Origin of the sequence: Pseudomonas sp. 478, assembly GCF_003254125.1 — a bacterium.
Taxonomy (GTDB): Bacteria; Pseudomonadota; Gammaproteobacteria; order Pseudomonadales; family Pseudomonadaceae; genus Aquipseudomonas.
Genome location: NZ_QKZG01000013.1, coordinates 43933 through 65157, shown reverse-complemented (window position 1 = coordinate 65157; position 21225 = coordinate 43933). Strand labels below are relative to the sequence as shown.

Genomic DNA, 21225 nt, shown 5'->3' with positions numbered 1-21225 from the left:
ATCCTTTGTTGGTTTTACTCGTGACTCAATCCTGCCACAGCACCGCTTCACTGCGCTCGCTCCATTCTTCGAAGCGGGCACCGTAGGCGGCCTCGATCACGTTGCGCTTGATCTTCAGGGTCGGCGTCAGAAAGCCGTTTTCCACCGCCCAGCTGTCCTTGACCACCACCAATCGATGCAAGCGTTCGTGTTTGTCGAGGACGCCATTGACCTCCTCCAACAGTTTTTCCAGGCTTGAATGCAGGCCCGGCCGCGCCGTTCCGCTGGCGTCCTGCTGACCGACCGCCGAGAGTACGCACAACCCCAGCGGCGCACTCAGGCCATCGCCCACCACGCACACCTGCTCGATGCGCGAATGCTCCGCCAGACGATTCTCGATCGGTGCCGGGGCTACGTATTTGCCTTTGCTGGTCTTGAAGATTTCCTTCAGTCGCCCGGTCAGGCGCAGGTTGCCTTCGGCGTCCTCCTCGCCCTTGTCACCGGTGCGCAGGAAACCGTCCTCAGTGATGGTTTCGGCGGTTTTCTCAGGCTCCTTGAAATACCCGAGCATGGTCGCGCCGCTACGCACCATGACTTCGCCCGACTCGGCGATCTGCACCTCGACCTCCGGGCAGGGCTTGCCGATCCAGCCGGGTTTGTTCTGGCCCGGCAGGCAAACGTGCGAATAGCCGCAACTTTCGGTCATGCCATAGACCTCCAGCACATCCAGCCCCAGTTTGCGGTACCACAGCAGCAAGGTCTGCGGCACTGGCGCGGCGCCGGACAAGGCGATGCGCAAGGCATCCAGACCGAGCCCGGCCAGGACTTTGTGGCCGACCCGCTTGCCGATGATCGGCAGACAGAGCAGGAAGTCGAGGCGCTTTGCCGGGATTTTGCTGTACACGCCCATCTGGAATTTGGTCCAGATCCTCGGCACACCGAACAGCGCGGTCGGTCGTGCACGGCGCAAATCGGTCAGGAAGGTGTCGAGGCTTTCGGCAAAAAACACCGTTTGCCCGGTGTAGATCGACGCCAGCTCGACGAACATCCGCTCGGCGACATGGCACAGCGGCAGGTAGGACAACAACCGATCCGACTCATTCAAGCCAAACAACTGCGTGCCGCGAGTGGTGGCAAACCCCAGATTGGCGAAACTGTGCATCACGCCTTTGGGCATGCCGGTGGTGCCGGAGGTGTAAATGATGGTCGCCAACTGGTCGGCGGACGGCTTGGGATCGTCCTGGATCGGTGAGCTCTTTTGCAGGTCGGCCCAGCTGTAGTCGAAAGTACCAGGCGGATGCAACGGCAGGCTGATCGTCGGCAGATCGGGGCTGACCCCGCGAGACATGCCGGGCCAGTCATCGAGTTTGCCGATGAACACCAGGGCCGCTTCGGAGTGTTCAAGGACCTGGGCCACGGTCTCGGCGGTGAGGTTCGGGTAGAGCGGCACCGACACGTGGCCCGCCATCCAGATCGCCAGGTCGGCGATGATCCAGTGGGCGCAGTTTTTCGAGATCAGGGCGATGTGACTGCCTTGGGGCAGTTCGCGTGCGCGCAGCCAATGCGCAGCGCAGCGCGCCTGATGACCGACGTCGGCCCAGCTCAGGGTCTCGACCTGTCCGCCGCCCGTGGGCTGGACCAGAAAGCGCTGGCGGGGATGACGGGCCTCGCGCTCGTAGAAGACGTCCAGCGGCAAACGAAAAGCAGCAGGCATGCGACTCGCTCCTTTATTTTTGGTCTGGAGCAAGCGTAGCCAACCAAGCAGTTGCTCGGTTGACTATTTCAAACATAAAAATCCGGCACAAAGTAGAACCCGTGGGAGCGGGCTTGCTCGCGAAGAGGGTGTGTCAGTCGATATCAATGTTGCCTGACACATCGCTTTCGCGAGCAAGCCCGCTCCCACATTTGATCGGTGGCGCTCTCAAGTTTCGGGCAAACCATTCCCCTGTAAAAACGGGATTACGGGTGCTTGATGCCGTTGAGTTTCATCCCGCCGGCCAGCGGCAAATCACCTTCAAGTTCTGCAAGGCCGGCGGTTTTCACCGCTTCCGGGTCTTGCACATGGCCGTGCTGCAAGTAACCCAACAGGTTGCCCACCAGCGGGTTATGACTGACCAGCAACGCGTGATCCACAGACACCAACTGCTCCGCCACCGCTTGCGGGCGGTTGTCGGGGGTCAGCCAGTCGACGGTGCGAATCTCCGGCGCGAAATTCAGCGCTGTACGCACAATTTCTGCGGTCTCCTGCGCTCGCAGGTAAGGACTGGCGTAGATCGCAGTCAGCGGCTTGCCGGCCAACTCGGCGGCAGTGCGCAGCACTTCTTCACGACCATGGGCGGTCAGTGCCCGTTCCGAATCAGGACGTTTGCCGTGTGGCTCGGCTTCCCCATGACGCAGTATCCAGAGTTTCATAGCTTGGGTTCCTCATCTCGGGCCGGGTGTGGTGCCGGCGCCACAGTGTGCGGCGCTTCACCTTCCGGTGTACGCGGCGTCGGCCAGTCGGCGAACGGCCACGGTTTCTGGTCACTGTGGAAACTGCCGAATCGACCGATCTGCGCCAGGAACTGGCTCAGGCTGTCGCCGAAGTTCATCAGGCTGGCGCTCGGGGCGCCATATATCAAACGATAGATCAACTGCACCAGCACCACGGCGCCAAGGATGAACTGCGCCACTTGCCAGACCAGCACATAGACGATCATCCACAACACTCGCAGCAGGATGGATTCGTACTTGTCCTCTGTTTTCGGATCGTTCATGTCTCGCTCTCCCTGATGCTTAGTTGAAACCACTGGTGGAAATAAAATCGACGTCGGTTTTCGGCTCGGCACGCATCAATAGACCGATCACCTGCTCAAGCGTGCGCCCTTCGAACAGGATGGCATGCAGCCCGGCGACCAGCGGCATGTACACGCCCACCTCCTGAGCCTTGGTCTTGAGCACCTTGAGGGTGTTGACCCCTTCAGCGACTTCGCCCAGGCGCGTCACTGCATCTTCCAGGCTCAAACCCTGACCGAGGGCGAACCCGACCTGGTAGTTACGGCTTTTCGGCGACGAGCAGGTGACGATCAAATCGCCGACGCCCGCCAAACCGAGGAAGGTCATCGGGTTGGCGCCCTGATTCACCGCAAAGCGGGTCATTTCCGCCAGCGCCCGGGTGATCAGCATGCTCTTGGTGTTTTCGCCCATGCCCATCGCCACGGCCATGCCGGCAATGATTGCGTAGACGTTTTTCAACGCCCCGCCCAGCTCCACGCCATAACGGTCGGCGCTGGCGTATACGCGAAAGGTCTTGCCGTGCAGCGCTTCCTGGACCCGCTGGCAGAGTTCTTCGTCTTCGCTGGCGACCACCGTGGCGGTCAGCGCATGCTCGGCGATTTCACGGGCCAGGTTCGGCCCGGACAGCACGCCGATGCGCGCTTGCGGGGCGATCTCTTCAAGGATTTCGCTCATCAGTTTGAAAGTGTGGGCTTCGATGCCTTTGGTCAGGCTCACCAACAATTTACCGCTCAAATGTTCGGCGTGCGGCATCAATACCGAGCGCAGCGCGCTGGACGGCAGTGCGACGAAGCACAAGTCGCAGGCTTGCAGAGTGGCCAGCAGGTCGGTGACCGCTTCCACGGCCGGCAGAATCTTGATGCCTTTAAGGTAACGCGGGTTCTCGCGATTGACCCGAATGGCCTCGGCCTGCTCGGGGTCACGCATCCACAGCCGGACCTGATGCCCGTTCTCGGCCAGCAGATTAGCCACGGCGGTACCAAAACTTCCGCCTCCCAGGACCGCAATTGGGCGCTGTTCAGTCATATGCAATCCGTTAATCCATACCAGTGGCGATGTCGGCATTATACGGAGCGGCCCAGTGGCGGCCAGCCCCCGCATCAATTACCGACACTTGTAGGAAGAAGACCAAGAAAACCGAGGAAAATGCCCGCAACGTGACTGGAAAAGTCATTGCGCTCGGTTAACATGCGCGCCAATTGTTCGCTATCAAGGATGTGTTGTGTCGTTTGGCTCCCCATCACCTCGCTCGCCGCTGGTACTGGCGCTGATGTTCAGCTCGCCATTGCTTGCCGACGACTTGTTCCTCGACAGCGAGCCGCTGCCGCAAGTATTGACCGCTACGCGACTCAAGCAGTCGCCGGCCGCAGTACCGGGGAGCATGACAGTGATCGACAGCGAACTGATCACCGCCAGTGGCGCCCGGGACATCAGTGAGTTGCTGCGACTGGTGCCGGGAATGATGGTCGGCAACATCAACGGCAACCAGGCGGCGGTGAACTATCACGGCACCAATGCGACCGAAGCGCGACGCATGCAAGTGTTGATCGACGGCCGCTCGGTGTACCGCGCAGGCCTGGCCACCGTGGACTGGAGTGACATTCCGGTGGCCCTGGAAGACATCGAACGCATCGAAGTTTTCCGTGGCCCGAATACCGTCAGCTATGGCGCCAATGCGCTGATGGCGGTGGTCAACATCATCACGCGCAACCCGGCCGACAGCCACGGCACGCGGATGAAAGTCACCCGTGGGCAGCGCGGCATCGACGACTTTTACGCCAGCCAGGGCGTGGGCTGGGACGGCGGCGACCTGCGCCTGTCACTGTCCGGCCAGCAAGACGACGGCTTCGACTCGGACCGCAATGGCGCCGACTACCGCGACAGCCGCCGCTTGAACCGCTTCAATCTCGCCGTCAGCCAGACGCTCACTGAAAACCAGAGTATCGACTGGCAATTGAATGCCAAGGACGGGAGCAACCAGCGGCCGTATACCTACCGCCCGGTCTTCTCGGGGATTACCGCTGCCGGGAACAATTCCGACGTCGTCGCCAAGGACTACGCCGGCTCGCTGCGCTGGAACCTCGACATCAATCCCGATCACAGCCTTTACATCCAGGGCTCGGCGCAGCACTGGGATCGTCAGCAGACCTGGCGTGCCTGCGATGCCGAAGTTTCGTTCAGCCCGCAGTTGACCGAACTCTGGCAGCTCAACCCAAATTACACCGAACGCCTGGCACGCAACATGGAGCGCTACACCGGCCCCGGCGCGCCCGCAGGTGACCCGACCCAGCGCGCACTGGCCAATCAAGTGCTCGACCAATGGCGAAACGGCGCCCGGCAAACCCTCTGTGGCGATATTGACCAGAGCACCCGGGAATCGCGCTACGACCTTGAATTACAGGACACCCTCAGCCTGTCCGACAGTCTGCGGCTGGTCAGCGGCATGAACTATCGTTACGACCGGGCAGATTCCGAGACCTACTTCAATGGCACCCTCGACGACACCACCTGGCGGGCGTTCGGCCAGCTCGAGTGGCGCGCCACCGAGCATTGGTTGCTGCAGGGCGGTGCGATGTTCGAAGACACGCAATTGATCGGCAGTTCGCTCACCCCGCGGGTGGCGGTCAACTACCTGATCAACCCGCGCCATGGCCTGCGAGCGGTGTATTCGGAAGCCATCCGCTCGCCGGACATGTTCGAGAACAACGTCAACTGGAGCTATCAGGTAAAGAACCTGCGACCCAGCGCCTATGGCCAGTCCAGTGCCCGTTATTTCGTCAAGACCCGTGGCCCCGGCAACCTTGAACAGGAATACATGCGCTCCCGGGAGCTGGGCTATAACGGCTACTTTGCCGAAGTGGGGCTGGCGGTCGATGTGAAACTGTTCTACGACGAAATCACCGGAATGATCAGCGAACCGCTGCGCAACAATCAGTACATCGCCAGCAACTCAAACAGCGCGCGCTTCTCCGGGGCAGAAACCCAGCTCGACTGGAGAATCAGCAGCGCCGATCGCCTGCGCCTGACGTATGCCTACGTCGATGCCGAGGCGAGCAACCCGCAGGATGCCCAACAGACCGCCCGAAACAGCGGTTCCGCCGGGTGGCTGCACAACTGGGGCCACGGCTGGAACAGTGCGCTCTTCTACTATGGTGACGATGCCCTGAACGGCTACCGCTTCGAACGGGTCGACACGCGCATCGCCAAACGCATCGGCCTGGGCAAGGCCAGCCTGGAACTGGCCGGCGTACTCCAGCAACGCCTCGACAGCCAGCCCACAACCTTCGTCGACAACAACTACGACGAGCGCCGGGTGCTTTACTTCAGCGCAGAGCTGGCGTTCTAAGATGCGGTATAGCCCGTCACGCAAGACGCCAATCCTTGGCCGCCTGCTGGCCGGGCTGTGCCTGGTGTTTGCCGGACTGCTGAGCAGCCTGGCGGCCAGCGCCGCGGACATTTTGCTGACCGGCGCCGAGGACAGCCCCGGCGCGCAATCCTTCGTCCAGGCCCTGCACGAGATGCGCCCTGACGACAGCGTGCGTTTCCAGACACTGGCCAGTCTGCCGGAGCCAGGCAAACTGCCCGCCGGTACCCGTCTGATTCTGCTCGACCTGCCAAGCCTCGACTGGCGCCTGCAAGACTCCCAAGGCCCGGCGACGTTGGTCCTGCGCATCAGCCGCCTGCAAGCCCGCCAGCGTCTGGGGACCACCCTGCCCTCACACCTCAGCCTGCTTTGGAGCGATCAGCCTCTGGACCGGCAATTACGCCTGACCCGGCTCCTCCTGCCCCATGCCAAACGCGTGGGTGTGCTCTTCGACAGCCACAGCGAATTCCTGTTGGAAGAATTGCATCAGGCCGCCCACTCCCTGGGCCTTGAGGTGGTTACCCAGCGTTGGGACAACACCAATGACAGCCGACCATTGCAGACTCTGCTGAAAAACAGCGACGTGTTGCTGGGCCTCGACGACCCCGATTTGTACAACCCGAAAACCGCGAAGAACCTGCTGCTTAGCAGCTACGCGCGGCAAATGGCGCTGATCGGTCCCAATCCCGGATTCGTCAAGGCTGGCAGCCTGGCCAGCACCTACAGCGATCAGAGTGATTGGCTGGAGATTCTCAATGAGCTGCTCGACCGACCACCAACGACATGGCCACGCGCGCATTACCCGCAACATTTCAAAGTCTTGAGTAACCCGCAGGTGGCTCGTTCATTAGGTATTGAACAGATGCCTGATGCGTTTGTCGCAACACAGCTGGCCGCAGGAGAACGCCACCCATGACCTTCCGTCGCCGTTGGGACATCAACACCCGCACACAAATCATCAGCCTCGGCCCTGCCCTGTTGCTGACGTTGCTGTTGATCAGTTTCTTCACCTTCGTGCGGATCCAGGACCTGCGTCAGGAGCTCAATCACACCGGGCAACTGATCGCCAACCAACTGGCTCCTGCCACCGAATACGGGGTGATCTCGGGCAACAACGAGGTGCTCGACAGTTTGCTCAAGGCTACCCTGGCCACGCCCAATGTGCGCTTTCTGGAAGTCCAGGACAGCGCCAACCGGATTCTGGTGTACGTCGAGCAACCGTCGGAAACCCACAACCGCTCGCACCAGGTCGAAGTGTTCCAGGCCCCGGTGCGGCTGCAACGCATTCAGCTGCACAATGATTTCCTGCAGGGTAGCCGCGTCGCCAACACGACGCCCAGCGAGGATTATCTGGGTCGGGTGATCGTCGGCCTGTCCAATGACGCCTTCAGCCAGCGTCAGCAGGAAATCCTGCTCAAGGCCGGGATCCTGGCGCTGTTCGCCCTGCTGTTTACTTTTCTGCTCGCCCGGCGACTGGCCGGCAGTCTGTCGCAACCGATCCGCGACATCGGCAACGCGGTCAAGGCGATTCAGGACGGCGACTACAAAACGCCGCTGCCGATCGTCGACGACACTGAACTGGGCGCGCTGTCGCAACACATCAACAACCTCGCCAACGGACTCGAACAAGCCAGTCGCGAACAGCATCAAGCGATGGCGCAGTTGATTCAGACTCGCGAGGAAGCGGAAAAGGCCAACAACGCCAAATCCGATTTCCTTGCGATGATGAGCCATGAACTGCGCACGCCGATGAATGGCGTATTGGGCATGCTGCAACTGCTGGAAACCACCGAGATGACCGAGGAGCAGGTCGAATACGCGGCGCTTGCCTCGGAGTCCACCGAACACCTGCTCAAAGTCATCAACGACATTCTGGATTTCTCGCGCATTGAGCGTTCGGAACTGGAACTGGAGCACATTCCGTTCAACCTCGCAGACCTGATCGGCAGTTGCGCCCAGTCGTTCTCGCACGGCGCCATGCAACGCGGGCTCGACCTGGCGCTGTCGATTCCGGACGACATGCGCGCGTTGCAGGTACAGGGCGACCCGACGCGGATCCGGCAGATCCTGGTCAACCTGATCGGCAATGCGCTGAAATTCACCGAACAGGGCTGCGTCAGCATCGAACCGCAATGGCAGTCGCTGGATCATGAATTGCTGTGGTTCACCTGCACGGTGCGCGACAGCGGGATTGGTATCTCGGCTGAAAGCCTGGAATTGATGTTCAACGCCTTCCAGCAGGCCGACAGTTCTATTTCGAGGCGTTACGGGGGCACCGGGCTGGGTCTGCCGATTGCTCGCACGCTGGCTGAACGCATGGGCGGCACGTTGCGCGCCCAGAGCGAGGAAGGTCGCGGCTCGGTGTTCACCCTGGAAATCCCGCTGGCGCTCTATAAACAGACGCTGCCCGTGCTGGTGCCACGCATACCGACCGGCAGCGGTGATGGCGAAGGGCGCAACGTGTTGCTGGTGGAAGACAACCCGGTCAATCAGACGGTCATCGAAGCAATGTTGCGCAGTCTGGGCTTTACTGTCAGCGTCGTCACCGATGGCGCCCAGGCTGTGCGCAGTGCGGAGAGTCTGATTTTCGAAGCGATTCTGATGGACTGCCGGCTACCGATCATCGACGGCTACGAGGCCACCCGACAGATTCGCCAATTACCCGGCTGCACAGACTTGCCGATCATCGCGCTGACCGCCAACGCCTTGCAGGGTGACCGCGAAGCCTGTTTATCGGCGGGAATGAACGATTACCTGGCCAAGCCCTTCAAACGCACAGATTTGCAGCAAATTCTGCAGCGCTGGGTGCAGTAGTGCAGGCCTTTCGGCTATCTGCGACTGGCGTGAAAGGCGAAAGTGCGGCAGTCTTAGGCACCCGAACAGGCCCGAAAAGGGGCTTGAATAATAATTTCAGTGCACAAGTGTACATTCATGTCCTTGGTGCTGTGACTTTCACCACAACGCAATAGTCTATGAGTAGGCTGCTGACTCGAGGCATGAACGCTTCGATCGGCCGGGAAGATTTGCCCCACCTGCCGCATGGGACTATTGAGGAGCTCGCATGACCCAACAAAACGCCTTTACTCGGGAAGACCTGCTGCGCTGCAGTCGCGGTGAGCTGTTCGGCCCAGGTAACGCACAACTGCCCGCCCCGAACATGTTGATGGTGGATCGCATCACCCATATCAGCGCCGAGGGTGGCAAGTACGGCAAGGGTGAATTGGTCGCCGAGCTGGATATCACTCCGGACCTGTGGTTCTTCGCCTGCCACTTCGAAGGCGATCCGGTGATGCCAGGCTGCCTGGGCCTCGACGCCATGTGGCAACTGGTCGGTTTCTTCCTCGGCTGGCAAGGTCTGCCGGGCCGCGGTCGCGCCCTGGGTTCGGGCGAAGTGAAATTCTTTGGTCAGGTTCTGCCGACCGCCAAGAAAGTAACCTATAACATTCAGATCAAGCGTGTACTGAAGGGCAAGCTGAACCTGGCCATCGCCGATGGTTCGGTCAGCGTCGACGGCCGCGAGATCTACACCGCCGAAGCCCTTCGGGTCGGCGTTTTCACCTCCACTGACAACTTCTAAGGGTTATCCGCATGCGCCGCGTCGTTATCACTGGTCTGGGCATCGTTTCGTGCCTGGGCAATGACAAAGAGACCGTCTCCGCTAACCTGCGTGCAAGCCGCCCTGGCATCCGGTTCAACCCGGAATATGCTGAAATGGGTCTGCGTAGCCAGGTTTCCGGCTCCATTGACCTTCCCCTCGAAGAGCTGATCGATCGCAAGATCTATCGCTTCGTCGGCCACGCGGCGGCTTACGCCTACCTGGCCATGAAAGACGCCATCGCCGACTCCGGTCTGACCGATGAGCAGGTTTCCAACGTGCGTACCGGCCTGATCGCCGGTTCCGGTGGCGCGTCGACCTTGAACCAGATGGAAGCGCTGGACATCCTGCGCGAAAAAGGCGTCAAACGTGTAGGCCCGTACCGCGTCACGCGGACCATGGGCAGCACCGTTTCGGCTTGCCTGGCGACGCCGTTCAAGATCAAGGGTGTGAATTACTCGATCTCCTCCGCGTGCGCCACCAGTGCTCACTGCATCGGTAACGCTGTGGAGCAGATCCAGTTGGGCAAGCAGGACATCGTGTTCGCCGGTGGCGGTGAAGAAGAACATTGGAGCCAATCGTTCCTGTTCGACGCCATGGGCGCACTGTCCAGCCAGTACAACGAAACCCCGGAAAAAGCTTCCCGTGCCTACGACGCCAAGCGTGACGGTTTCGTCATCGCCGGCGGTGGCGGCATGGTCGTGGTCGAAGAGCTGGAACACGCTCTGGCCCGCGGCGCGAAGATCTACGCGGAAATCGTTGGCTACGGCGCGACCTCCGACGGCTACGACATGGTCGCCCCAAGCGGCGAAGGCGCCATCCGCTGCATGCAGATGGCCATGGCCACCGTTGACACTCCGATCGACTACCTGAACACCCACGGCACCTCGACTCCGGTCGGCGACGCCATGGAAATGAAAGGTGTGCGTGAAGTGTTCGGCGACAAGGCTCCGGCCATCAGCTCCACCAAGAGCCTGTCGGGTCACTCCCTGGGCGCCGCCGGCGTTCACGAAGCGATCTACTGCCTGCTGATGATGGAAGGCAACTTCATGGCGGGTTCCGCCAACATCGACGAACTGGACCCGGAAGTGGCTGACATGCCGATCCTGACCAAGACTCGTGAAGACGCCACCATCAACACCGTGATGAGCAACAGCTTTGGCTTCGGCGGCACCAATGCCACGCTGGTACTGAAGCGCTGGGCCGGTAAGTAATACCTCCCCCGCTACGCTGCACACAAAAACGCCCCGACTGGTTCGGGGCGTTTTTTTTGTGCCTGAAAGATTGAACACCGCAATCCCTGTGGGAGCGAGCCTGCTCGCGATGACGGCACCACATTCAACATTTCTGTATGAATAAGACCGCTATCGCGAGCAGGCTCACTCCCACAGGTTTTGTGTGAAGCCAGACATTTTCTTCAATGCGAACATGAAGCTTTTGTCATGAAACTCAACACCCTGCGACCAAATGCCACGCGCTTCAAGGGCTGCAGGATTTTCTCTGATTTTGCAAAAGTCCGTTACCAAACTCAGTCGTTTACTTAGCAGGCTAACCAAACATATAACGGAGTCCTGCACACGCCTTGCTGCAGATAACAGAGATTGGAGCTAGCAGATGACTGTAAAAGTAACTGAACGCGACGATTCACATAAGTCCCACGAAGGCGTAGCCGCCGGTATCCGGATCTGGGACGTGCACCAACAAGACATGCTGGTGGGGATGTTCCACTCCGAAACCGATGCCCACAGCTACAAGGCCGAACTGGAAAAACTGGAGCAGCAACGAGCGCTCCAATCCGCATAAGCAATGACAGCATTGAAAACGACAAACCCCGCCATGAGCGGGGTTTGTCGTTGTTGCAGCCTTTAACGGCTTACCACATCAGATCGTCCGGGATCTGATAGGCCGCGTACGGATCGTCCTCGACAGCGACTTCTTCGGTCTTCACGTTCATCTGCACGATACGCTGTGGGTCGCGCTCCTGGATCTTCAGGGCTGCCTCACGCGGGATCACTTCATAACCGCCTGCGTGGTGGACGATGGCCAGCGAACCGCTGCTGAGCTTGTTGCGCATCAGCGTGTTGACGCAGATGCGCTTGACCTTCTTGTCGTCGACGAAGTTGTAGTAGTCCTCGGTCGTCAGCTTCGGCAGACGCGAGACTTCGATCAACTGTTTGACCTGAGCAGCGCGAGCCTTGGCCTCGGCCTTCTCCTGTTGCTGACGGTTCAGCTCCTGATCGCGCTTGACCTTCTCGGCCATGGCTTCCTGAGCCGCCCGCTGCTGCGAGTCATCGAGTTCGATCTGGCCTTTGTGGGCCAGACGCTGCTGTTTCTGCTTCTCTTTGCCGACCTGTTTGGCCTGCTTCTGGTTGACCAGCCCTGCTTTGAGCAACTGGTCGCGAAGGGAAATGCTCATGGTGCTTATTACTCACTTAGGCAACTGCTCAACCGCAGCTGGGCAAATTCTTTTCCTGACGTTTGGCTTCGCCCCACAAGGCGTCCAACTCTTCGAGGGTGCAATCTTCTATGGGACGGTGGGTGTCGCGCAATGCCTGTTCGATAAAACGGAAGCGTCTTTCGAACTTGCTGTTGGCGCCACGCAGTGCAGTTTCGGGATCGACCTTGAGATGACGCGCCAGATTGACCACGGAAAACAACAGATCACCGACTTCATCGGCAATCGCTACCGAGTCATTGTCGGCCATGGCTTCGAGCACTTCATCGAGCTCTTCGCGCACTTTGTCGAGCACCGGCAAGGCGTCAGGCCAGTCGAACCCGACCTGCCCTGCGCGCTTCTGCAACTTCGCCGAACGGGACAATGCCGGCAGTGCTGCGGGTACGTCGTCGAGCAAGGACAGCTGCGTTGGCGTGGATGATTTCTCGGCGCGTTCCTCCGCCTTGATCTCTTCCCAGCGCTGCTTGACCTGATCTTCATTCAGACGCGGAACATCCAGCGGTGCGTACAAATCACCCGTGGGAAATACGTGAGGATGACGGCGAATCAATTTGCGGGTGATGCTGTCGATGACACCGGCGAATTCGAAGCGCCCTTCTTCCCGCGCCAGCTGGCTGTAATAAACCACCTGGAACAGCAAATCCCCCAACTCACCCTGCAAGTGATCGAAGTCTCCGCGCTCGATGGCGTCGGCGACTTCGTAGGCTTCCTCAAGGGTGTGCGGGACGATAGTTTCGTAGGTTTGCCTGATGTCCCACGGGCAGCCGTACTGCGGGTCGCGCAGACGGCTCATCAAGTGCAGCAAGTCTTCAAGGCTGTACATCAATCATGTCTCATCACAAAAACCTGTGGGAGCGAGCCTGCTCGCGATAGCGGACTCGCAGACAACACAGATGTTGACTGAAATACCGCCATCGCGAGCAGGCTCGCTCCCACATTGGTCATCTTCAAGGCGTCCGGTTACGACGGGTTTCGATGATGTTCGGCAACTGGGAAATCCGCCCCAGCAACCGCCCCAGCGCATCCAGCCCCGGAATCTCGATGGTCAGGGACATCAACGCGGTGTTGTCCTCTTTGTTCGAGCGGGTGTTGACCGCCAGCACGTTGATCCGCTCGTTGAGCAGCACTTGCGAAACGTCACGCAGCAGGCCGGACCGGTCGTAGGCGCGGATGATGATGTCCACCGGATAGGTGAGCACCGGCACCGGCCCCCAGCTGACCTGGATGATCCGCTCGGGTTCGCGGCTGCCCAGTTGCAGCACCGAGGCGCAGTCCTGACGGTGGATGCTCACGCCGCGGCCCACGGTGATGTAACCGACGATCGCATCCCCCGGCAGCGGCTGGCAGCAACCGGCCATCTGGGTCATGAGGTTGCCGACGCCCTGAATCTGGATGTCGCCGCGCTTGCCCGGTTTGTAGCCGGTGGCCTTGCGCGGAATCAGTTCCAGCTGTTCGTTGCCGCGCTCCGGCTCGACCAGTTGCTGCGCCAGGTTCACCAGTTGCGCCAGACGTAAATCGCCTGCGCCCAACGCGGCGAACATGTCTTCGGCCACCTTCATGTTGGCCTTTTCGGCCAGCTTGTCGAAATCCACCGCTGGCAGACCGAGGCGACTGAGTTCACGCTCCAGCAAGGTTTTACCGGCGGCGACGTTCTGGTCGCGCGCCTGCAACTTGAACCAGTGAACAATCTTCGCCCGCGCCCGCGAGGTGGTGATGTAACCCAGGTTCGGGTTCAGCCAGTCGCGGCTCGGGGTGCCGTGCTTGCTGGTGATAATCTCGACCTGTTCACCGGTTTGCAGGCTGTAATTGAGCGGCACGATGCGCCCGTTGATCTTCGCGCCACGGCAGTTATGACCGATTTCGGTATGCACGCGGTAGGCGAAGTCCAGCGGCGTCGCGCCCTTCGGCAAGTCGATGGCGTGACCGTCCGGGGTGAAGATGTAGACCCGGTCCGGCTCGATATCGACTCGCAGTTGTTCAGCCAGGCCGCCGATGTCGCCCAATTCTTCATGCCACTCGAGGACCTGACGCAGCCAGGAGATTTTCTCTTCGTAGTGGTTGGAGCCGGATTTGACGTCGGTGCCCTTGTAGCGCCAGTGCGCGCAAACGCCCAGCTCAGCTTCTTCGTGCATGGCGTGGGTGCGGATCTGCACTTCCAGCACCTTGCCCTCGGGGCCGATCACCGCGGTGTGCAGCGAGCGGTAGCCGTTCTCTTTCGGGTTGGCGATGTAGTCGTCGAATTCTTTCGGGATGTGCCGCCACAGGGTGTGGACGATACCGAGCGCGGTATAGCAGTCGCGCATTTCCGGCACCAGCACGCGAACGGCGCGCACGTCGTAGATCTGGCTGAATTCCAGACCCTTGCGCTGCATTTTGCGCCAGATCGAATAGATGTGTTTGGCCCGACCGCTGATGTCGGCATCGACGCCGGTGGCGGTCAGCTCGTTCTTCAACTGGCTCATCACGTCGCTGATGAAGCGCTCGCGATCCAGACGTCGCTCGTGGAGCAACTTGGCGATCTGTTTGTACTGATCGGGCTCAAGGTAACGGAAGGACAAGTCCTCCAGTTCCCACTTGATGTGACCGATACCGAGTCGGTGAGCCAAAGGCGCGTAGATGTCGAAGACTTCACGGGCGACGCGGTTGCGTTTTTCGTCATCGGCGGTTTTCACCGCACGGATGGCGCAGGTACGTTCGGCCAGTTTGATCAGCGCAACGCGAACGTCGTCGACCATGGCGACCAGCATCTTGCGCAGGTTTTCGACCTGGCCCTGCGTGCCCAGCACCAGGGATTGGCGGGGGCTGAGGCTGGCGCTGATCGCCGCCATGCGCAGCACGCCGTCGATGAGCTTGGCGACCACCGGACCGAAGCGCTGGCTGATCGCCGGCAACTCGATCTGGCCTTCGCGCACGCCGCGATACAGGATCGCGGCAACCAACGAATCCTGATCGAGTTTGAGGTCGGCGAGAATCTCGGCGATCTCAAGGCCGGTGCGGAAACTCGAGGTCCCTTCGGACCACAGGTTTTTCGCCGCATTGGCTTGTTGTTCAGACGTACGAGCAAACTCGCACGCTTCCTTCAAGGCTTCGCGATCCAGTGCCGGATCGACACTGACCGCGTGATCGAGCCAAGCCTCGAGATTGATACTGCCGTCGGTGTTGATCGGCTGGTGTGCTCTCACCTGTACCATCTTGCTTACCTTCCCTACGACGCAGATTCAATGCGTCAAATCGCTGACCTTTCGTTACCCTTGGACGCTCGCGGGGCTAATGCGAGAGTGGCGTGGGCAGGCCAGTCGGACCAGACGAGCCGTCCTAGCTCGCTTCAAATAACGCCATGGCCTCGACATGTGCCGTCTGAGGAAACATATCGAGAATCCCGGCACGTTTTAACCGGTAGCCCTGCTTGATCAATTCGACCGTGTCGCGCGCCAGCGTTGCCGGATTGCACGACACATACACCAACCGTTTGGCGCCCAGGGACGCAAGCTTGCGCACTGCCTCGAAAGCACCGTCACGCGGTGGGTCCAAGAGTACCGCACAAAAGCCTTCCCGCGCCCATTCGGCATCGGTCAAAGGCTGGGATAAATCGGCCTGAAAAAACTTCGCATTATGAAGATTGTTGCTAGCAGCGTTCGCGGCTGCCCGCTCGACCATCGCCTGCACACCTTCCACCGCCACCACTTCGCGAACGACCTTGGCCAGCGGCAATGCGAAGTTACCCAAACCACAGAATAGATCGAGAACCCGTTCATCCGCCGTCGGCTTCAGCCACTCCAACGCCTGGGCGATCATCGCTTCGTTGACCCCGGCGTTGACCTGGATGAAATCTCCCGGTCGGTACGCCAGGTTCAAATCCCACTGTTCAAGTCGATAACCCAACGACCGGTCAGCCTCGACCGGTTGCGGTTCACCGTCACCGTGCAGCCACAGTTGGGCCTCATGGAAGGCGCAGAAATCCTTGAGGATCGTCATGTCGGCGTCGGACAGCGGCGCCATGTGCCGCAACAAAACCGCCAACGACGAACCGCTGAACAATTCCACATGCCCCAGCGCCTGAGGTTTGCTCAAGCGCCGGAGCATTTCCGGCAAGCGGGTCATGATCGGTTGCAAAGGCTGTACCAGCACCGTGCATTCGTTGATCGCAACGATGTCCTGACTGCCAGCGGCGCGGAAACCGACTTCGAGTTTTTTCGCCTTCATGTCCCAGCGCACCGCCACTCGGGCGCGACGCCGGTAACCGAATTCCGGACCGCTCAAAGGCGCGGCCCATTCTTCGGGTTCGACACCGGCGACCTTCGACAATTGCTCGGCGAGCATGCGCTGTTTCAGGGCGAGTTGTTCGTTGTGCGGCAAATGTTGCACGCTGCAACCGCCACAGCGACCGGCATGCGGGCACGGTGCCGGGCGGCGCAGTTCGCTGGCCTGGAACACCCGTTCGGTGCGCGCCTCGACCACTTTGCCGTGGGCACCCAACACGCGTGCTTCGACTTCTTCACCGGCCAATGCGCCGATGACGAACCAGGTGCGACCTTCAAAAAACGCGATACCGCGACCGTCATTAGCCAGGCGCTCGATACTCAAGCGCTGCTTTTTGCCAGTCGGAATTTGCGGGGCCTTGCTGCCGCCGGTGGGCTGGAAGCGCAGGCCTCTCTCTTGCTTGGCCATCAGTTGGGCGCGTCGAAAATGCCGGTCGACAAGTAACGGTCGCCACGGTCGCAGATGATCGCGACGATCACCGCGTTTTCAACTTCTTTGGACAGACGCAGCATCGCTGCTACCGCACCGCCCGAGGACACGCCGCAGAAGATGCCTTCTTCGCGGGCCAGACGACGGGTCACGTCTTCCGCTTCGCTTTGCGCCATGTCGACGATCCGGTCCACGCGCTCGGCCTGGTAGATCTTCGGCAGGTATTGCTGCGGCCAGCGACGGATGCCCGGAATCGCCGAGCCTTCCATCGGTTGCAGACCGATGATCTGCACGCTCTCGTTCTGCTCTTTCAAGTAGCGCGAGACGCCCATGATGGTACCGGTGGTGCCCATGGAGCTGACGAAATGGGTGATGGTGCCTTCGGTCTGACGCCAGATTTCCGGGCCGGTGGTGGTGTAGTGCGCTTCGGGGTTGTCCCCATTGGCGAACTGATCCAGCACCTTGCCGCGGCCTTCGGCTTCCATTCGCTGGGCGAGGTCGCGGGCGCCTTCCATGCCCTCTTCCTGAGTGACCAGAATCAGCTCGGCGCCATACGCCGTCATGGCGGCTTTACGCTCGGCGCTGGAGTTGTCCGGCATGATCAGGATCATCTTGTAACCCTTGATCGCGGCGGCCATCGCCAGGGCGATCCCGGTGTTGCCCGAGGTCGCTTCGATCAGCGTATCGCCGACGTGGATCTGCCCGCGCAGTTCGGCGCGGGTGATCATCGACAGCGCCGGACGGTCCTTGACCGAACCCGCCGGATTATTCCCTTCGAGCTTGAGCAAAAGGGTATTGCTGGTGGCGCCAGGCAGGCGCTGCAAACGGACCAGCGGAGTGTTGCCGACGCAATCGGCGATGGTTGGGTACTGCAAGGTCATGGCGTATTCGCAATCCAGACTGCGGGGGCGCCTATCATACCGGCAAACGTCGGCAGGCCATATCACGCAAAGTATGGTGCTTATGGTTTATGGGAATAAGGGGCTGGATCAGTACTCTTCGCCTTACGCGAGATTCAATGCATAGAACTCATGCAACTTGGCCTGCAACAACTGTTTGTCCGGTAGCTGCACCTGGTATTCAGCGATCAGCGCTGGCGATAAGCTGCGGTTAAGGGCGTACTCGACCACCTCGTCATCCTTGCTGGCACACAGCAACACACCAATGGCCGGGTTTTCGTGGGGTTTGCGTTCATTGCGATCCAGCGCTTCCAGATAGAAGTTCAGCTTGCCCAAATACTCCGGTTCAAAACGACCGACCTTAAGCTCAATGGCTACAAGACAATTAAGGCCGCGATGGAAGAACAGCAGATCCAGGGCGAAATCACGCCCGCCGACTTGCAGCGGGCGTTCAGAGCCGACAAAACAAAAGTCGCGACCCAGTTCGATCAGAAAATCTTTGAGGCGCGCCAGCAACCCTTTATGCAGATCGGTTTCGCCATGGTCAGAGGGCAAGTCGAGAAACTCAAGCATGTAGGCGTCGCGGAACACGTTCAGTGCCTCAGGGTGAGTTTGTCTCAGCACTGCAGAGGCTTTGGCCGGTTGGGTCACGCTTCGCTCGAACAGTGCAGCTTTGAACTGACGCTCCAGTTCACGCTTCGACCATTTTTCCTGAACAGCCAAACGGACATAGAACTCCCGCTCTCCGGCCGTTTACTCTGGCTGAAAATGATCAGGTTGTGCGACCAGGACAATTGTCGCACCAGTGGTGCGACTTTCTCTTCAGCGTGATAAGCCTCATAGAACTGGCGCATGCGGAACAAGTTCGACCGGGTAAACCCACGCAACCCCGGTTGAGTCTGAGCCAGATGCTCGGCCAGTTGACTGACCACAGAATCGCCCCATTCGGCTTTTTCCAGCTTGCGACTGATGTAAGCACCCACCTGCCAATACAGCTCGATCAACTGGGTATTCACCGCCTGTATGGCTTGCTGCTTGGCACTTTGAATCAGCACCAGCACTTCATTGAAACGGTCGTCGGTTGTGCTGCCGGGGACGCTGGGTGCAGTCATGCCGAACTCCTGAAGGACGAGGGAAAACGCGAGTCTATTCCGTCGAATCAGGCACAAGGTGTCGGCAATGACCTTTAGGAAAGGTCGTACAAAATAACGGGAACGCTCCGGCAAAATCAGATCAATGGTGGATGGGAGGGCCTCTTCGTCGGAACGCCGCCCAGAGCAAGCCCGCTCCCACATTTGTCCGAGGTTGATCACACACTTTGTGTTCGACACACCTCTAATGTGGGAGCGGGCTTGCTCGCGAAAGCAGTCTGACAGTCAACACTTCCATCAGCCAATAACCGCATATTCAGCCGCAACCCCGCCCCGGTATTCTCAGCCCAAAGCCGTCCGCCCTGACGCTGCACCGCATTCCTCGCAATGCTCAACCCCAAGCCAAATCCACCATCCCCCGGCCGCGATCCGTCGAGTCGGATGAACGGCGAGAAGATCCGTTCCAGATCTTCATCAGCCACCCCGCCGCCCTCATCCTCCAGCCACACCTGCCAGAAGTCACCATCGCGCTGCCCACCCAGACGCACAACGCCGCCCTGCGGTGAATGACGAATGGCATTGCGCAGGATGTTTTCCAGCGCTTGAGCCAACGTATTGAGATGGCCGCGCACCCAGCAGGACGAATCCACCGCACACTGCAACTGGCTCGCCGGCCAGCCACTTTCATAGCAGGCATTTTCCGTGAGCATTTCCCACAACGCCTGAACCTGGATCGATTCGTCGGGCAACCGAGTGCGCTCGGTGTCGAGCCAGGCCAGTTGCAGAGTGTCTTCGACCAGACGCTGCATGCCATCGACCTCTCGGCCAATGCGCTCGCGCAATTGGGTCAACCCCTGCTCGCTTTCGCTGGCCACCCGCAGGCGACTCAGTGGCGTGCGCAATTCGTGGGACAGGTCGCGCAGCAGTTGTTGTTGCAGGGCCACCGTGCTTTGCAGGCGCTCGGACATGTGATCGAAGGCCCGGCCCAGTTCACCCAGCTCATCCGGGCGATGGGTGATGCGGCTCGACAACCGCACGTTCAACGGGTCGGCACGCCAGGCATTGGCCTGTTCGCGCAGACTGTTCAAAGGCACGACCAGCAACCGATACAGACCGACGCACAGCAGTAAGGTGAACAACCCGGGAATCACCGCGTTGGTGATCACCCGCCAGAACATCCGGTAACGGCCAGGCACGAAACGCTGGGGCAGTTCGATCACCAGGCTGCCAGCGGACGGATCCTTGGGAAAAGGCACTCTCAACCACGGCAAACCTTTGGTATGGCGACTCGTCGGCCAATCCAGACCGCGTAAAAAGGTCAGGCGCCGGGTTTCTTTTTCCGTCAGCGGGTAACTGCTCAATGACTGCAAATCGCCGCCAATCACACCGACCCATGTCGACTCGCGACGGCCGACGCTGTGCAACCAGGCATCGATACCCGCACTCTGGCGTTCATTCCACACCTGCTCGGCCTCGGCGGCGTAGCGCATCAGCGTGCCCCGTGCCTCGTCGGACAGGAACAGGTTTTTCTGTTCCATATAGCGCCCCCAGGACCAACTGAGCCAGATCATCAGCAGACAGAACGCCACCAACAAACACGCCAGTTTCCAGAACAGCGAATGCCTGCCCGGCAGGTCAGTCCACTTCATCGACCGCACTCAATACGTAACCCTTGCCCCACACCGTGCGCACTTCGCGCTCGAGGTAACCGACGGCCTTGAGCTTGCGGCGGATCTGGCTGATATGCATGTCGAGGCTGCGGTCATGGGGCGCGTAACCGCGCTGCAGCACATGCTGGTAAAGGAAGGCTTTGCTCAGGACTTCATCGCCATTGCGGTTCAGCGTTTCCAGCAACCGATATTCGCTGCGGGTCAGGCCGGCAGCGTGTTCGCCATAAAAGACATCACAGCCTTCATCGTCGAAACGCAGGCTGTCCGCCGAAGGCGCAATCGGTGCCGGCGCTGGCCGGCGGTCGAGCGCGACCCGTCGCAGGATCGCTTCGATGCGCACCCGCAACTCGACCATGCTGAAGGGTTTGGGCAGGTAGTCATCGGCGCCCAGGCGAAAACCACTGACGCGATCCGCCTCGGCACCGAGCGCCGACATCAGCACCACCGGGGTGGAATGGCTCTGGCGCAATTGCGTCAGTACATTCAGCCCGTCCAGGCCCGGCAGCAGAATATCCATCAGCACCACATCGAAGGCTTGCTGGCGGGCGATGGTCAAGCCTTCCAGACCGTTCTGGCACCACGTCACCTGAAAGCCGCAACGTCCCAGGTGTTCATGAACATAAGCACCGAGTACGAGGTCGTCTTCTATAGACAGGATACGAGGGTGTCCAGCAGCGATGGGAGTCATGACTATCTGCAAATAATTCT

Annotated in this window: 17 protein-coding genes and 1 pseudogene; 6 read left to right on the top strand and 12 right to left on the bottom strand. The window is 60.0% G+C overall.

The window, feature by feature from the left end:
* Positions 1-25: 25 nt before the first annotated feature.
* The 4 genes from DFS28_RS23925 to DFS28_RS23905 form a co-directional block, all read right to left on the bottom strand.
* A complete protein-coding gene (locus tag DFS28_RS23925; RefSeq protein WP_111451723.1) occupies positions 26-1693 on the bottom strand; it encodes an AMP-binding protein in 1668 nt (555 codons plus the stop codon).
* Positions 1694-1938: 245 nt separating this feature from the next.
* Positions 1939-2391 carry a phosphohistidine phosphatase SixA gene (gene sixA, locus DFS28_RS23915; RefSeq protein WP_111451722.1) on the bottom strand — a complete coding sequence of 151 codons (453 nt, stop codon included), beginning with the start codon at positions 2389-2391 and terminating at the stop codon, positions 1939-1941.
* Complete coding sequence (locus DFS28_RS23910) at positions 2388-2735, bottom strand: DUF4389 domain-containing protein (RefSeq protein WP_008148033.1); 348 nt, start codon at positions 2733-2735, stop codon at positions 2388-2390. Before DFS28_RS23910 ends, sixA begins: the two co-directional genes overlap by 4 nt.
* Before the next feature lie 19 nt (positions 2736-2754).
* Entirely contained in the window at positions 2755-3780 is a 1026-nt protein-coding gene (locus DFS28_RS23905; protein ID WP_111451721.1) for an NAD(P)H-dependent glycerol-3-phosphate dehydrogenase, read from the bottom strand.
* Positions 3781-3976: 196 nt separating this feature from the next.
* Here DFS28_RS23905 and DFS28_RS23900 point away from each other — a divergent pair, with 196 nt between their 5' ends.
* From DFS28_RS23900 to DFS28_RS23875, 6 genes are all read left to right on the top strand, one after another.
* Positions 3977-6100, top strand: a complete 2124-nt coding sequence (locus tag DFS28_RS23900) for a TonB-dependent siderophore receptor (protein WP_111451720.1) — start codon at positions 3977-3979, stop codon at positions 6098-6100.
* A 1-nt stretch (position 6101) separates the two neighbouring features.
* Positions 6102-7034 (top strand): ABC transporter substrate-binding protein, encoded by a 933-nt coding sequence (locus DFS28_RS23895; RefSeq protein ID WP_111451719.1) that lies wholly within the window; start codon positions 6102-6104, stop codon positions 7032-7034.
* Positions 7031-8932, top strand: a complete 1902-nt coding sequence (locus DFS28_RS23890) for an ATP-binding protein (protein ID WP_111451718.1) — start codon at positions 7031-7033, stop codon at positions 8930-8932. The genes DFS28_RS23895 and DFS28_RS23890 overlap by 4 nt, the downstream gene beginning before the upstream one ends.
* 247 nt (positions 8933-9179) lie before the next feature.
* Positions 9180-9695: a 3-hydroxyacyl-[acyl-carrier-protein] dehydratase FabA gene (fabA, locus tag DFS28_RS23885; RefSeq protein WP_111451717.1), complete on the top strand. Its 516-nt coding sequence runs from the start codon at positions 9180-9182 to the stop codon at positions 9693-9695.
* A gap of 11 nt (positions 9696-9706) precedes the next feature.
* Positions 9707-10927: a beta-ketoacyl-ACP synthase I gene (fabB, locus tag DFS28_RS23880; RefSeq protein WP_111451716.1), complete on the top strand. Its 1221-nt coding sequence runs from the start codon at positions 9707-9709 to the stop codon at positions 10925-10927.
* Positions 10928-11327: 400 nt separating this feature from the next.
* Complete coding sequence (locus DFS28_RS23875) at positions 11328-11516, top strand: hypothetical protein (RefSeq protein ID WP_008148017.1); 189 nt, start codon at positions 11328-11330, stop codon at positions 11514-11516.
* Between the two features lie 70 nt (positions 11517-11586).
* Here DFS28_RS23875 and DFS28_RS23870 read toward each other — a convergent pair whose 3' ends face one another.
* The 8 genes and pseudogenes from DFS28_RS23870 to DFS28_RS23835 form a co-directional block, all read right to left on the bottom strand.
* A complete protein-coding gene (locus DFS28_RS23870; RefSeq protein WP_111451715.1) occupies positions 11587-12129 on the bottom strand; it encodes a DUF2058 domain-containing protein in 543 nt (180 codons plus the stop codon).
* 28 nt (positions 12130-12157) lie between these two features.
* The gene (gene mazG / locus DFS28_RS23865; RefSeq protein ID WP_111451714.1) at positions 12158-12991 is read right to left on the bottom strand and encodes a nucleoside triphosphate pyrophosphohydrolase; all 834 of its coding nucleotides are present in this window, start codon (positions 12989-12991) and stop codon (positions 12158-12160) included.
* A gap of 124 nt (positions 12992-13115) precedes the next feature.
* Entirely contained in the window at positions 13116-15359 is a 2244-nt protein-coding gene (gene relA / locus DFS28_RS23860; protein WP_111451713.1) for a GTP diphosphokinase, read from the bottom strand.
* A gap of 124 nt (positions 15360-15483) precedes the next feature.
* Positions 15484-16836 (bottom strand): 23S rRNA (uracil(1939)-C(5))-methyltransferase RlmD, encoded by a 1353-nt coding sequence (gene rlmD / locus DFS28_RS23855; protein ID WP_111451712.1) that lies wholly within the window; start codon positions 16834-16836, stop codon positions 15484-15486.
* A complete protein-coding gene (gene cysM / locus DFS28_RS23850; RefSeq protein WP_111451711.1) occupies positions 16836-17738 on the bottom strand; it encodes a cysteine synthase CysM in 903 nt (300 codons plus the stop codon). The genes rlmD and cysM overlap by 1 nt, the downstream gene beginning before the upstream one ends.
* Before the next feature lie 123 nt (positions 17739-17861).
* A pseudogene (locus tag DFS28_RS23845) lies at positions 17862-18868 on the bottom strand (YhcG family protein).
* 197 nt (positions 18869-19065) lie between these two features.
* On the bottom strand, positions 19066-20496 hold the full coding sequence (locus DFS28_RS23840) for a sensor histidine kinase (RefSeq protein ID WP_111451710.1): 1431 nt from the start codon (positions 20494-20496) through the stop codon (positions 19066-19068).
* Positions 20483-21205 carry a response regulator transcription factor gene (locus DFS28_RS23835; protein ID WP_111451709.1) on the bottom strand — a complete coding sequence of 241 codons (723 nt, stop codon included), beginning with the start codon at positions 21203-21205 and terminating at the stop codon, positions 20483-20485. The genes DFS28_RS23840 and DFS28_RS23835 overlap by 14 nt, the downstream gene beginning before the upstream one ends.
* Positions 21206-21225 lie beyond the last annotated feature (20 nt).